The sequence below is a fragment of the uncultured Aquimarina sp. genome, assembly GCF_947492405.1.
Taxonomy (GTDB): domain Bacteria; phylum Bacteroidota; class Bacteroidia; order Flavobacteriales; family Flavobacteriaceae; genus Aquimarina.
Map to the genome: position 1 here is coordinate 304679 of NZ_CANLMP010000005.1, position 13620 is coordinate 318298.

The following is a 13620-nucleotide window of genomic DNA, read 5'->3' on the forward strand; positions in this document are numbered from 1 at the left end:
AGATATATCATAAGTTCTAGTACACTATGAAAAAAATATTAGTTGCCAATAGAGGAGAAATTGCCATTAGAGTTATGCAAACGGCTCGCAAAATGGGGATTAAAACCGTTGCTATTTATTCAATAGTAGACAGAAATGCTCCGCACGTAAAATTTGCAGATGAAGCAGTCTGTGTAGGTGAAGCTCCTTCTAGTGAATCTTATTTATTAGGTTCCAAAATCATTGAAGTTGCTAAAGAATTACATGTAGATGCTATACATCCTGGCTATGGTTTCTTAAGTGAAAATGCAGACTTTGCAGAGGAAGTAGAAAAGAACAACCTCATATTCATTGGACCAAAATCAAAAGCGATTAAGGTGATGGGAAGCAAATTAGCAGCCAAAGAAGCTGTAAAAGCTTATGATATCCCTATGGTTCCTGGTATTGATGAAGCGATAACCGATGTTATTAAAGCGAAAAAAATTGCTAAGGAAATTGGTTTCCCTATTTTGATTAAAGCATCCGCGGGTGGTGGTGGAAAAGGAATGCGTGTAGTAGAAAAAGAAAGTGACTTAGCATCTCAGATGCAACGTGCCATTAGTGAAGCTATTTCGGCTTTTGGAGATGGCTCTGTATTTATTGAAAAATATGTCGGCTCTCCGAGACATATTGAGATTCAGGTAATGGCAGATACCCACGGTAATGTGATTCATCTATTTGAAAGAGAATGCAGCGTACAAAGAAGACATCAAAAAGTAGTAGAAGAAGCTCCTTCTGCGGTTTTAACTCCAACATTAAGAACGGAGATGGGTGAAGCAGCGGTTAAAGTTGCAAAAGCTTGTGATTATGTTGGTGCAGGAACAGTAGAGTTTTTATTAGATGAAAATCATAATTTCTACTTCCTGGAAATGAATACACGTCTACAAGTAGAACACCCAGTAACTGAATTGATTACGGGAACTGATTTGGTAGAACTCCAAATTAAAGTAGCTAGAGGCGAAGAACTTTCGATAAAGCAAGAAGATCTAGATATTAAAGGACATGCACTAGAATTAAGAGTGTATGCAGAAGATCCATTGAATGATTTTTTACCAAGTGTTGGCCACTTAGATACATACAGAATTCCTATTGGAGAAGGGATTCGAGTAGATAATGGTTTTGAAGAAGGAATGGATATTCCTATCTATTATGATCCGATGTTATCTAAATTAATAACCTATGGAAAAACTCGTGAAGAAGCTATCCAATTGATGATCAAAGCAATTGATGAATATATTGTAGAAGGTGTACAAACGACTTTGCCATTTGGAAAATATGTATGTAAACACGAAGCATTTAGATCCGGTAATTTTGATACGCATTTTGTAAAAAAATATTACACTCCTGAGGTATTAAAATCCGAAATGGAAACAGAAGCCAGAATAGCTGCATTAATTGCATTAAAACAATATCAAGAAGATCAACAAACACTAAGAATACCAACGCACTAATATATGAATCCAAAAATAAAAACGCTACAAGAAAAAATCGATCAAGCGCATTTAGGTGGTGGTGAACAGCGCATTGAAAAACAACATCAAAAGAAAAAGTTAACTGCTCGAGAGCGGGTGGCCTATTTTCTGGATGAAGGATCTTTTGAAGAAATAGGCATTCTGGTTACCCATAGAACGACCGACTTCGGAATGGAGAAAGAAATTTATTATGGAGATGGAGTGGTAACAGGTTACGGAACCGTTAATGGACGGTTAGTGTATGTTTTCGCGCAGGATTTCACTGTTTTCGGAGGAGCTTTATCAGAAACGCACGCAGAAAAAATATGTAAAGTAATGGATCTTGCTGTTAACGTTGGCGCTCCTATTATTGGACTAAATGACTCTGGTGGCGCCAGAATCCAGGAAGGCGTGAGATCATTAGGTGGATATGCAGATATTTTTCATAAAAATGTTCAAGCATCTGGTGTTATTCCCCAAATTTCTGCTATTATGGGACCTTGTGCCGGTGGAGCTGTGTATTCTCCTGCTATAACTGATTTTACTATTATGGTAGAAGATACTAGCTATATGTTTGTAACCGGACCTAATGTCGTTAAAACCGTTACTAATGAAGAAGTAACATCAGAAGAATTAGGAGGTGCTAGCACACATTCATCTAAATCGGGAGTTGCTCATATCACTTCATCTAATGATATAGAATGTTTGGAAGATGTGAAAAAATTATTAAGCTACCTGCCTCAAAACAACCAAGAAACTCCTAAAAATATCTCTTATTCCTTAACAGATGAGAAAAGAGATATTCTTTCGGATATCATTCCTGATAACCCCAACAAACCGTATGACATGCATGAGGTAATCGGTGGGATTATCGATGAAGATTCGTTTTATGAAATTCATAAAAACTACGCAGAGAATATCATCGTAGGTTTTGCAAGACTCGGAGGAAGAAGTGTTGGTATTGTCGCCAATCAACCTATGTTCTTAGCAGGAGTATTAGACGTAAATAGTTCTAAAAAAGCAGCACGTTTTACACGTTTTTGTGACTGTTTCAATATTCCATTATTAGTATTAGTGGATGTTCCTGGATTCTTACCTGGTACAGATCAGGAATGGAATGGTATAATCGTTCATGGTGCTAAATTATTATATGCCTTGAGCGAAGCTACAGTGCCAAAAGTAACCGTGATTACCCGTAAAGCATATGGTGGTGCTTATGATGTAATGAACTCTAAACACATTGGAGCGGATCTTAATTTTGCGTGGCCTACAGCAGAAATTGCAGTTATGGGAGCTAAAGGTGCTAGTGAAATAATCTTTAGAAAAGAAATTAAAGCTGCTGACGATCCTGCTGCCAAACTCGCTGAAAAAGAAGGTGAGTACGCAGATAAATTTGCCAATCCATATCGAGCTGCACAGCGTGGCTTTATTGATGAAGTAATCTTACCAGAAGATACACGAAGAAAACTCATCAAAGGATTTAGTATGTTAGAAAATAAAACAATCGATCGCCCTAAGCGTAAACATGGTAATATTCCATTATAATAGGGTTCATCAAAACATTTAAGGTTTTTTTGATATTAAGATACAACTCATTTCGTTTCTGAAATGCAAAAGCAATAACTTAAAACTATACACAAAACCCAGATATAAGAACTATATATCTGGGTTGTATAATGTCTAGAAATTTCTAAATTAAAAACTTCAATATTTTGCTTGTCTTAGAAGACAAACTACACTATTTTTTTTTTAAGCCTTCATATTTAGAAATAACTACTTTATAGTTTATGGACATAGAGGTACACTCCCATCATCGCATAATTCTCCTTCTCGAACTTCATATGTAAAAGGGAAATTTTCAACACACACGAATCTGTCGCCCGAATGCATCCCGCCATTAATTGATTTAAGGTCTGATTTTTTTAATACTGCTCCGATTTCTTTTAGGTTTTTCATAAGAGTTAATTTAATTAAAATAATATGGTCCTTGATCATTTAAAGACATTCAAAGATTATGTCTTCGCTTTATAGATAATACTATATCAGCAGTAAGCTCTAATATATATGTCAAAGTTGAAAATTCCCCTAGCAACATTGTTAATTAACGTTACTTTAGTAGTGCATTTTAATATGTTTAACGCGGATAAAAAATAAGGCATTATCGCAATGCGTTTTATCATAACAACAATCGAGTCCGTTTATATTAGTAAATAGGCATTCTTATAATTAAAGCTTTTTAGTATATTGTGAACTGCATACAATGTTTATAAAATTAGTGCCCCCCAATGAATAAAAGACAACTTACCAAATTTGCAATCTATGCAATTGCTGTGCTTTGCGCGGCTCTTATCAATGAATTTGTAATTAAATATGTAAAAAAGCATATTCACGAACAAGGATATCTTTTGGTACTGATCGATATGCTTATTGTAGTATTGATTTTTGCTCCAGCTTTTGCTCTTGTGTCTAAATACACTAAAAAGCTCTCTAAAGCTTATTTGAAAACATCTAAAAAAGTCTCAAGTAGTAAGAATGGTAACTTGCTAGGTTTTACTGTAGCGATCATTATTTTATTCATCCTTTTTGCCTTTTTAAGGCATAATATTAATGTGATTCAGGATATGAAAACGATGATTTCGTAACTTAAAAGCATTGTCTGTCTTAGCTTCGCCTCGAGGGGACTAAAAGTAAAAAATCGTCTTTGATTTTAATTATATTGATAAAGCAATTTAGACATCACATATCATAACACCTTCTTTTAATGCATCTAAACTGTTTTCGTAAGTTGGAATAAATTCCTGAGCTACATATCCAGTATATCCATTTGCTACAATAGCTTTCATTATAGCGGGATAATTCAATTCTTGAGTATGATTAATCTCATGCCTTCCAGGGACTCCACCTGTGTGATAATGCGCTATATACTCTTTGTATTTGTTGATTGTAGCAATAATATCACCTTCCATAATTTGCATATGATAAATATCATATAACAATTTAAAATTGGGAGAACCTATTTTATCTACTAGAGACACTCCCCAAGGAGTACGATCACATTGATAATCTTTATGATCGACTTTACTATTTAGCAACTCCATAATCAAAACAACATTATTCTTCTCGGCATGTTTTACCAAAGGTGCTAATCCTTTAGCACAGTTTTCCCAACCTTCTTCATCAGAAATACCATTACGATTACCCGAAAAAACAATTACCTGCTTTATTCCAGAATTAGATGCTTGAGAAATTAAGTTTTGATATTTAATTTGTAATTCTGAGTGATTTTTTAGATCATTAAATCCATTTGTAATACTAGCAAAAGTATCTGTTGCCAAAGAACAATCAAGTCCTTGTTTAGTAACAATTTCCCACTCATCAGGTTTCAAAAGGTCTATTGCTTTAATTCCAATATCTTTTGATTTTTTTGCAAACTCTTCTAAAGGAATATTTTGATAACACCATCTACAAACAGAATGATTAATATTTTCCTTTAAATTATTCTGCAATGAATTTGAAATACTTTGGGATACGGATTTAGCCATCATCGTACTTCCAAAACCTATAGCACCTATACCTAAAGATAAATTTTTAATAGCTTTTCTTCGATTTACATTTGACATGACTCTCTAGTTATTTTTTAATGAATCACTAATTTAATTAATGATTTGTTAATTGTATTGTTAAAACACAAACAAACTTCTTATATTAGAACCAGAATTTAATAATTACAAATTCTACAGCTATAAATCATAACAAGTTTTAGCTACAATACCTTTTCTTCCAGAACAAGAAGAAAACAGACAAACAAAACTACTATCAGAACTTACTAGTAGCCTCGTAAAAGCCTACTAGAAATAGTTTTATTAATTAATAGATTAAGACGAGGGATTTTCTCGTCCTTATTTGCTATAAATTGTCTGTAAACATTAACACATATGGAACAAGAACCTCAATATGACGCAATTGTTGTAGGAACGGGAATCAGTGGTGGCTGGGCTGCTAAAGAGCTTTGTGAAAAAGGGCTCAAAACATTAGTATTAGAACGTGGAAGAATGGTTACTCATATTGATGACTATACCACAGCTAATGATGACCCGTGGGATTATGATTTGAAAGGTGAACCTTCTCGAAAAGAGATTGCCGAGCAACCTAAACAACATCGTACCGGTTATGTGACCGATAAAGCACATCGCCATTTCTTTGTTAATGACTTAAAACATCCTTATAATGAGACGAAACGGTTTGATTGGATCAGAGGATATCACGTAGGTGGGCGATCTTTGATGTGGGGTAGACAAAGTTATAGATTATGTGATTTTGATTTTGAAGCCAATAAAAAAGAAGGAATTGCCGTGGATTGGCCTGTACGATACAAAGATATTGCTCCATGGTATGATAAAGTAGAAGAATTTATCGGTGTTAGTGGAGAAAAGCTAGGTTTAGATCAGTTACCTGATGGGCAATTTCTACCGCCAATGGAATTAAACTGTGTAGAAGATCATTTAAAAAAGAATATAGCTAGGAATTATAAAGATCGTCTTCTCACAATAGGAAGAACGGCACATATCACTGGAACTAAAACCTTCGAGGGGAGAATGAATTGTCAATATCGTAATCGTTGTATGCGAGGTTGTCCTTTTGGAGCCTATTTTAGTAGTAATTCCTCTACGCTTCCGGCTGCAGAAAGAACAGGTAATATGACACTTAGACCTAATTCTATTGTTCATCGGGTATTATATAATGACAAAACAGGAAAAGCTACTGGAGTAGAAGTAATTGATACCTTAACTAAAGAAAGAACACAATTCACTGCTAAAGTGATATTCTTATGTGCTTCCGCAATCGCTTCTACAAGTATATTAATGCAGTCTAAATCAGAACGTTTTCCTAATGGAATGGGAAATGATTCTGGCGAGCTAGGTCATAACATTATGGACCATCATTTTAAAGCAGGAGCAACGGGAAAATATGGAGGATTTAAGGATAAGTTTTATAAAGGCCGCAGACCCAATGGAATTTACATTCCCCGTTTTAGAAATATAGGAGGTGAAACAGATCAGAAGAACTTCAAACGTGGATATGGATATCAAGGTGGTGCTAGTCGCTCTAACTGGGAAGAAACTATTGCAGAACTAGGATATGGAGCAGAATTAAAAGAAAAGATTCTAGAACCGGGAGGATGGAGAATGGGTCTTTTGGGATTTGGAGAATGTTTACCTTATCATGAAAACAAAATGACACTGGATTATGATCAACTGGATGAATGGGGTCTACCGACTGTAACTTTTGACGCTGAATTTAAAGAAAATGAATTAGAAATGCGTAAAGATATGATCCAGGAAGCTATGAACATGTTAACAGAAGCCGGTTTTACCGATGTTCAGCCTTGGGATGATATTGGAGCACCTGGTTTAGGAATTCACGAAATGGGTACTGCCAGAATGGGTAAGGATCCTAACACTTCTGTACTTAATGGTAATAATCAAATTCATGCAGTACCTAATGTATATGTTACTGATGGATCTTTTATGACTTCGGCGAGTTGTGTTAACCCATCTCTCACTTATATGGCTTTTACAGCCAGAGCCGCAGATCATGCCGCAAAACAACTACAAAAAAACGCTTAATCTTAGTACTATGAACAGAAGAGAAGCATTAAAAAACATAGGATTATCAGCAGGATACATTGCAGCTACTCCCGCAATACTTAGTCTATTACAAAGCTGTCAAAAAGAATATATACTGGACTGGACACCAGAACTTTTATCAATAGATGAAGGGAAAGCTTTAGAACAAATTGTTGATCTTATTATTCCAGAAACTGATATTCCAGGCGCAAAATCGTTGCATGTACCTATGTTTATAGATAAATTTGTTAATAACGGTATTGATGATATTGAAGAAATACAAATGTTCAAACACGGAGCAGGAATTATTTTAAAGGAACTGGGGGTCAATGAAGAAAAAAGTGTTGATGATATTACTGTAGAAGAATATGATGCATTGCTATCTAGATATCTAAAGCTTCCTAAAGAAACACAAAAAACATATTGGGAAGAAATGTCTGAAGTAAAAACTCCAGAAGATTTAGAAAAAGTTTCTCAGGAAGTAAAATCTTTTGTATTTCTTTCTTCTGTAAGAGACATAGCTATTTATGGTTTTAAAACATCAAAAGAAATTGCCGAAAATGTGCTTAACTATTTACCAGTTCCTGGAGAATATATTGGTTGTGATTCTGTTCAAAACCTAACCGGAGGAAAAGACTGGGCTTTATAAAAACCACTTAACTAAACTTAAAATTATGTACAAAACCATCTTTAAAGGGCTTATCTGTTTATCAATTATTAGTTCCTGTAAGAATAACACAAAGGAAAATACTACAACAATTGAACAGAAAGAAGAAAAGATAATTGAACAACCTGTAGCATCAGAACCTTATTTCGAATTATCATTGGCGCAATGGTCACTACATAAAGAAATACAATCTGGTAAATTAGATCCTATAGATTTTGCTAAAAAAGCAAAAGAGCTAGGGTTCACTGGAGTTGAATATGTAAGTCAACTATATACCTATAAAGACACAAAAGATCCCAGTAAAGCATTACAACAACTTTTAGATACATTAAAAATAGAAAGCCAAAAACACAATGTACAGAACCTATTAATCATGGTAGATGGTGAAGGTGACTTAGCAGTTATCGACGAAAAAGAAAGAAATCAAACCGTAGAAAATCATAAAAAATGGGTAGATGCAGCACAATTTTTAGGATGCCACTCTATACGAGTAAATCTATTCGGAACAAATGATCCCGAAAAATGGGTAGAAGTTGCCACTGATGGGTTGACTAAACTATCCGAATATGCCGCTACTAAAAGTATTAATGTAATTGTAGAAAATCACGGATACTTATCTTCTGATGCGGCTTTACTTGCAAAAGTGATGAAAAATGTTAATAAACCAAATTGCGGTACGTTACCTGATTTTGGTAATTTCTGTTTAGAACGTGAAGGCGGTGAACGATGGGGTGCTAAATGTATCAAAGAATACCCGAAATATCAAGGGATAGAAGAACTGATGCCATTTGCTAAAGGGGTGAGCGCTAAATCCTATGATTTTGATACAGAAGGAAATGAAACAACTATTGATTATAAAAAGATGTTAGATATCGTAAAAAAATCCGGATATCAAGGATATATAGGAGTAGAATATGAAGGAGAACGATTAGGTGAAATTGAAGGAATTATTGCAACAAGAGATTTATTGACCAACCTTTCCAAACAACTAAACTAACCAATTATCTATTATGAAGAAATTCATTCAGTTTCAGTTATCCTTAATGATGTTCTTAGAATTTTTCATTTGGGGTGGCTGGTTTGTAACCATGGGTATCTATTTACCAAATTCATTAAAAACTAGCGGAGGAGAAATTGCCATGGCATATTCTACCCAATCCTGGGGAGCAATCATAGCTCCTTTTATTATTGGATTGATTGCCGATAGATTTTTTAATGCAGAACGTATCCTAGGGATACTACATCTTATTGGAGCTTTATTGATGTATCAAATGGCAAATGCTACTGATTTTTCAGTCTTCTATCCTTATGTATTAGGATATATGATTGCGTATATGCCTACATTAGCACTGGTAAACTCTGTATCTTTTAATCAGATGAATGATCCAGCAAAACAGTTTTCTTTTGTACGAGTTTTTGGAACCATTGGATGGATTGTTGCAGGATTAGTTATTAGTTATGCTTTTCATTGGGATTCTGCTGAGGGAGTAGCATCTGGAATGTTAAAAAACACTTTCTTAATGACTGCTATAGCTTCCGCAGTATTAGGAATATTTAGTTTTACTTTGCCCAAGACACCTCCTAAAGTTAGTAAAGATCAAAAAGTAACCATATCAGATATTTTGGGATTGGATGCGATAAAACTTCTAAAAGATAAAAATTTTCTAATGTTTTTTATTGCTTCAATTCTAATTTGTATTCCGCTTGCTTTTTATTATCAACACGCCGGACAGTTTTTAGGGGAAATAGGTGTTGCTAACCCTGCAGCAAAAATGACCATTGGCCAAATATCGGAAGTTGTCTTTATGCTACTCCTACCTTTTTTCTTTAAGAGATTTGGGTTTAAAAAAACTATATTAGTAGGAATGCTAGCTTGGGCAATTAGATACTTATTATTTGCCTACGGAAATTCAGGAGAGTTAGCTTTCATGCTGATCACAGGTATCGCATTACATGGCATTTGTTATGATTTCTTTTTCGTATCCGGACAGATTTATACCGATTCTAAAGCAGGAGAAAAATTCAAAAGTGCTGCTCAGGGACTCATTACTTTGGCCACCTATGGTTTAGGAATGTTAGTTGGATTTTATGTTGCCGGAAAAATTACAGATGCAAACGTATTAGGAGAAGGACAACATAACTGGAATAGCATATGGATATTTCCTGCAATTTTTGCAGCGGCAGTTATGATTTTATTTGCGATCTTCTTTAAAAATGAAAAAATAGAATATAAAGACAGTTAATATGACCCGACTTAAAATGGGAATGGTTGGTGGCGGTACCGGATCTTTTATTGGTGATGTGCATCGCAAGGCTGCCAGCATTGATGGAATGATAGCGCTCGTTTGTGGAGCATTTTCATCCAGTAAAGAAAAAAGTAGTGCTTCGGCAAAGGAGCTAGGTATACCAGACAATAGAGCATATGGTAGTTTTGAGGAAATGATTACTGAAGAATCCAAACTTCCTGAAGAAGAACGTATGGATTTTGTGGCTATCGTTACTCCCAATCACATGCATTTTCCTCCAGCCAAAATGGCGCTAGAACACGGGTTTCATGTGATTTGTGATAAACCACTTTCTCTTACATTAGATGAAGCTATCGAACTAGAGAAAATCGTGCAATCCTCTGGAAAAGTATTTGCCTTAACCCATAACTATACAGGATATCCTATGGTAAAACAGGCAAAAGCTATGATTGCCAAGGGAGATCTGGGAGCGATCAGAAAAATCAATGCACACTATCTTCAAGGATGGCTCTCTACTTCGGTAGAAAAAACAGGTCAAAAACAAGCAGCTTGGAGAGTAGATCCGAAACGCTCTGGAATTGGTGGTGCACTAGGTGATATCGGTACACACGCAGAAAATTTAATAGAATACATTACCGGAATCCAAATTGAAACAATAGCTGCAGATCTTACGGCTTTTGGAGATGGACGCAGCCTGGATGATGATGGAAATATTTTGTTACGTTTTGAAAACGGAGCCAAAGGGATCATGTCATTTTCGCAAATTGCCACAGGAGAAGAAAACAACTTAGGAGTTAAAATCTATGGTACCAAAGGCAGTCTTACATGGAATCAGGAAAATCCAAACCAACTTATTGTAAAATGGCTGGATCAACCTAAACAAATATATACACCTGGAGGAAATGGAACCTATTCTGAATCTTCAGAATACGTCAGAATCCCTGCAGGACATCCTGAAGGGTACCTGGAAGGTTTTGCAACTATTTATAGAAGCTTTGCAAAGGAACTATTAACTGTAAAAAGTGGGAAATCATTTTCAAACAATCCAGATTTTCCAACGGTAACAGATGGTGTGAGAGGAATGAAATTTATATATGCAGCTGTAGAAAGCAGTAAAAATAACGCAAGTTGGACTAGAGTGTAAATTAAAATTTAGTTTCTGTCTTCTCGAGCGGAGTCGAGAGATTAGAAATCATATCACATTTCGACTCCGCTCAATGTGACCGATAAAAACTAACCAAATGAAAACAATAAAAGGCCCTGCAGTATTTCTAGCCCAATTTATGGATGATAAAGAACCTTTTAATTCATTAGATGGATTATGCAAATGGGCTTCTGATTTGGGCTATAAAGGGATACAAATACCAACCTGGGAAACCCGATTGATCAATCTGGATAAAGCAGCAGAAAGTCAAACCTATTGTGATGAATTGAAAGGTAAAATCGCTGATTATGGATTAGAGATTACAGAACTTTCCTCTCATCTGCAAGGACAATTGGTAGCGGTTCATCCTGCATATGATTTGATGTTTGACAACTTTGCACCTGATGATTGTAAAAACAATCCTAAGAAAAGAACAGCATGGGCAGTAAATCAGGTTAAAAATGCAGCAACTGCAAGTAATCGACTAGGGATCAAAGCACATGGTACATTTTCAGGAGCGTTGTTGTGGCATACCATGCATCCATGGCCACAACGCCCTGCGGGATTAGTAGAAATGGGGTTTGAAGAATTGGCTAAACGCTGGTTACCCATTCTTAATCATTTTGATGAACAAGGTGTAGATGTATGTTATGAAATCCACCCTGGTGAAGATCTACATGATGGAGTCACATTTGAACGCTTTCTGGAAGCCACTGGAAATCATAAAAGAGTCAATATCTTATATGACCCTAGTCATTTTGTATTACAACAACTGGATTACCTGGAGTATATAGATCATTATCACGAATTTATAAAAGCATTTCATGTAAAAGACTCAGAGTTTAACCCTACCGGAAAAAAAGGAGTTTTTGGCGGATATAGTGATTGGATAGATCGAGCTGGACGTTATCGTTCTCCTGGAGATGGACAAATTGATTTTAAAACAATTTTCTCTAAACTTACTCAGTATGGATGTGATGTTTGGGCAGTTATGGAATGGGAATGCTGTATCAAATCCCCAGAGCAAGGTGCACGAGAAGGTGCTTCTTTTATCCGTAATCATATCATTGAAGCCACCGAAAAAGCCTTTGATGATTTTGCAGGAGCTGACATTGATAAAGAAAAGCTTCGGAAAATTTTGGGTTTTGACAACTCTTAGTCTTGTCTGAATTTTATATCTTTAATCCAGCTACTACCTAAATTTTCAGGTACAAAGTATATGATTTTAAAAATTAAAACTTAGTATGAGTATTACAATTTCAGATTTTTCTAATGCTGAATTTACGCAGGTTAGAGAAGCACATCATGGAGCTATACGATTGATTAGGAGAGCCTATTATATGTTCCATGATTTTATAACTCCGGGTCGCATATTACCCGGTAATCAAAGACAGTTGGTGGAAAATGCCTTATTTGCATCTTTTCTTTCTAATTCCAGTCATACCAGAGCATATACTCATATATCTAATTATGATCAACATTTTACATTGATTCATAGAAATCTACAACGATTAAATAGGCATGCCTCTCATTATGAAGTCCATAGATCTGCTAGCGCAATAGACGGAGATGATTTTGTAAGAGCACCACTTTCTGGAAATGCATATGCTGAAAGCATAGGTACTCATAGTCATAGAAGGCAATCGGAAGATGAAAGGTCCTACGTGGTTTTGTATGATCCATTTTTCACTACTTCTTATAGTAATAGATTACGTATTGTAATCCATGAATTATGCCATGCCATACTTGGTTTCACTAACCCAAGATCTTTTCGGAACCCGAATGCTCCTGCCTACTCAAATGATATCTATATAACTAATTGGAATGTTTTTAATGCAATGTCATTTGCGCAAAGTATTCGGAATCCGGATAAGCATGCATTATTTGTATTGTTTTTATCTGAAATAACTTTAGAATTTACGGAAACTCGTGTTACTCATAATTAAACACATTTTGAGATTGAAAAATAATTATAAAACTATCTTATTTATTTTTCACCTTTTTTCTTTAATACAATATAAACCTGACAATAAAATTATCAGGTTTATACGTATCAGTTTGTAATTAGAATCTTACTCTACCAATTCAAAATCATCTTGTGTTATCACAGAAACCTTACTGGTTATACCACTTTCTGCTAATTGAACAATGTTCTCACCTTCGACTAAATCAATAGGGTTAATTTGATCATCTCCACTAATAAAGGTCATATTGTACAAAACTCCATTAATGGTATAAGGTACTTCGGTAGGAATAAAACTTCCACTACCTAATGTATTTACTTTGATCATTACAGAATACTTTTCGTTTGGATTAACACAGTCGTTTTCTGAAATCAAATCACCATTCTCATGTATAAAACTTATTGCTAATGGCACTACGGTAGAGAAACTCGAATCATCATTAGAACAATTATAAAATAATATCATAATTGCTATAATGGTTATATATAATTTAGTATTCATGA

Annotated in this window: 13 protein-coding genes; 10 read left to right on the forward strand and 3 right to left on the reverse strand. The window is 35.1% G+C overall.

The genetic code is table 11. The annotated features are described in order from the left end of the window. Nucleotides 1-26 precede the first annotated feature (26 nt). Nucleotides 27-1469: an acetyl-CoA carboxylase biotin carboxylase subunit gene (gene accC, locus Q0829_RS18680; protein WP_298545966.1), complete on the forward strand. Its 1443-nt coding sequence runs from the start codon at nt 27-29 to the stop codon at nt 1467-1469. A gap of 3 nt (nt 1470-1472) precedes the next feature. Further along, nucleotides 1473-3014, forward strand: coding sequence for an acyl-CoA carboxylase subunit beta (locus Q0829_RS18685; protein WP_298311480.1), 1542 nt, complete (start codon nt 1473-1475; stop codon nt 3012-3014). 240 nt (nt 3015-3254) lie between these two features. Here the strand turns inward: Q0829_RS18685 and Q0829_RS18690 are convergent, their stop codons facing one another. Next, nucleotides 3255-3425, reverse strand: coding sequence for a hypothetical protein (locus Q0829_RS18690; protein WP_298545968.1), 171 nt, complete (start codon nt 3423-3425; stop codon nt 3255-3257). A 329-nt stretch (nt 3426-3754) separates the two neighbouring features. Between Q0829_RS18690 and Q0829_RS18695 the strand changes: the two genes are divergently transcribed. Beyond that, nucleotides 3755-4111 carry a hypothetical protein gene (locus tag Q0829_RS18695; protein ID WP_298545970.1) on the forward strand — a complete coding sequence of 119 codons (357 nt, stop codon included), beginning with the start codon at nt 3755-3757 and terminating at the stop codon, nt 4109-4111. Between the two features lie 87 nt (nt 4112-4198). Here Q0829_RS18695 and Q0829_RS18700 read toward each other — a convergent pair whose 3' ends face one another. Beyond that, the gene (locus tag Q0829_RS18700) at nt 4199-5089 is read right to left on the reverse strand and encodes a TIM barrel protein (protein ID WP_298545972.1); all 891 of its coding nucleotides are present in this window, start codon (nt 5087-5089) and stop codon (nt 4199-4201) included. Between the two features lie 315 nt (nt 5090-5404). Between Q0829_RS18700 and Q0829_RS18705 the strand changes: the two genes are divergently transcribed. The 7 genes from Q0829_RS18705 (at nt 5405) to Q0829_RS18735 (ending at nt 13099) form a co-directional block, all read left to right on the forward strand. Further along, complete coding sequence (locus Q0829_RS18705) at nt 5405-7096, forward strand: GMC family oxidoreductase (protein WP_298545974.1); 1692 nt, start codon at nt 5405-5407, stop codon at nt 7094-7096. 10 nt (nt 7097-7106) lie between these two features. Further along, complete coding sequence (locus Q0829_RS18710) at nt 7107-7745, forward strand: gluconate 2-dehydrogenase subunit 3 family protein (RefSeq protein ID WP_298545976.1); 639 nt, start codon at nt 7107-7109, stop codon at nt 7743-7745. A 25-nt stretch (nt 7746-7770) separates the two neighbouring features. After that, nucleotides 7771-8760, forward strand: a complete 990-nt coding sequence (locus tag Q0829_RS18715; RefSeq protein WP_298545978.1) for a sugar phosphate isomerase/epimerase family protein — start codon at nt 7771-7773, stop codon at nt 8758-8760. Between the two features lie 13 nt (nt 8761-8773). Further along, complete coding sequence (locus Q0829_RS18720; RefSeq protein ID WP_298545979.1) at nt 8774-10006, forward strand: nucleoside permease; 1233 nt, start codon at nt 8774-8776, stop codon at nt 10004-10006. A gap of 1 nt (nt 10007) precedes the next feature. Then, the gene (locus Q0829_RS18725; protein WP_298545980.1) at nt 10008-11153 is read left to right on the forward strand and encodes a Gfo/Idh/MocA family oxidoreductase; all 1146 of its coding nucleotides are present in this window, start codon (nt 10008-10010) and stop codon (nt 11151-11153) included. Nucleotides 11154-11250: 97 nt separating this feature from the next. Next, complete coding sequence (locus tag Q0829_RS18730) at nt 11251-12312, forward strand: sugar phosphate isomerase/epimerase (protein ID WP_298545981.1); 1062 nt, start codon at nt 11251-11253, stop codon at nt 12310-12312. Between the two features lie 85 nt (nt 12313-12397). After that, nucleotides 12398-13099, forward strand: a complete 702-nt coding sequence (locus Q0829_RS18735) for a hypothetical protein (RefSeq protein ID WP_298545982.1) — start codon at nt 12398-12400, stop codon at nt 13097-13099. A gap of 126 nt (nt 13100-13225) precedes the next feature. Here Q0829_RS18735 and Q0829_RS18740 read toward each other — a convergent pair whose 3' ends face one another. Continuing rightward, complete coding sequence (locus tag Q0829_RS18740) at nt 13226-13618, reverse strand: hypothetical protein (RefSeq protein ID WP_298545984.1); 393 nt, start codon at nt 13616-13618, stop codon at nt 13226-13228. Nucleotides 13619-13620 lie beyond the last annotated feature (2 nt).

Bases quoted from the DNA above. Each gene is read 5' to 3' on its own strand.
- accC (WP_298545966.1), top strand. From the start codon at position 27: ATGAAAAAAATATTAGTTGCCAATAGAGGAGAAATTGCCATTAGAGTT.
- Q0829_RS18685 (WP_298311480.1), top strand. From the start codon at position 1,473: ATGAATCCAAAAATAAAAACGCTACAAGAAAAAATCGATCAAGCGCAT.
- Q0829_RS18690 (WP_298545968.1), bottom strand. From the start codon at position 3,425: ATGAAAAACCTAAAAGAAATCGGAGCAGTATTAAAAAAATCAGACCTT.
- Q0829_RS18695 (WP_298545970.1), top strand. From the start codon at position 3,755: ATGAATAAAAGACAACTTACCAAATTTGCAATCTATGCAATTGCTGTG.
- Q0829_RS18700 (WP_298545972.1), bottom strand. From the start codon at position 5,089: ATGTCAAATGTAAATCGAAGAAAAGCTATTAAAAATTTATCTTTAGGT.
- Q0829_RS18705 (WP_298545974.1), top strand. From the start codon at position 5,405: ATGGAACAAGAACCTCAATATGACGCAATTGTTGTAGGAACGGGAATC.
- Q0829_RS18710 (WP_298545976.1), top strand. From the start codon at position 7,107: ATGAACAGAAGAGAAGCATTAAAAAACATAGGATTATCAGCAGGATAC.
- Q0829_RS18715 (WP_298545978.1), top strand. From the start codon at position 7,771: ATGTACAAAACCATCTTTAAAGGGCTTATCTGTTTATCAATTATTAGT.
- Q0829_RS18720 (WP_298545979.1), top strand. From the start codon at position 8,774: ATGAAGAAATTCATTCAGTTTCAGTTATCCTTAATGATGTTCTTAGAA.
- Q0829_RS18725 (WP_298545980.1), top strand. From the start codon at position 10,008: ATGACCCGACTTAAAATGGGAATGGTTGGTGGCGGTACCGGATCTTTT.
- Q0829_RS18730 (WP_298545981.1), top strand. From the start codon at position 11,251: ATGAAAACAATAAAAGGCCCTGCAGTATTTCTAGCCCAATTTATGGAT.
- Q0829_RS18735 (WP_298545982.1), top strand. From the start codon at position 12,398: ATGAGTATTACAATTTCAGATTTTTCTAATGCTGAATTTACGCAGGTT.
- Q0829_RS18740 (WP_298545984.1), bottom strand. From the start codon at position 13,618: ATGAATACTAAATTATATATAACCATTATAGCAATTATGATATTATTT.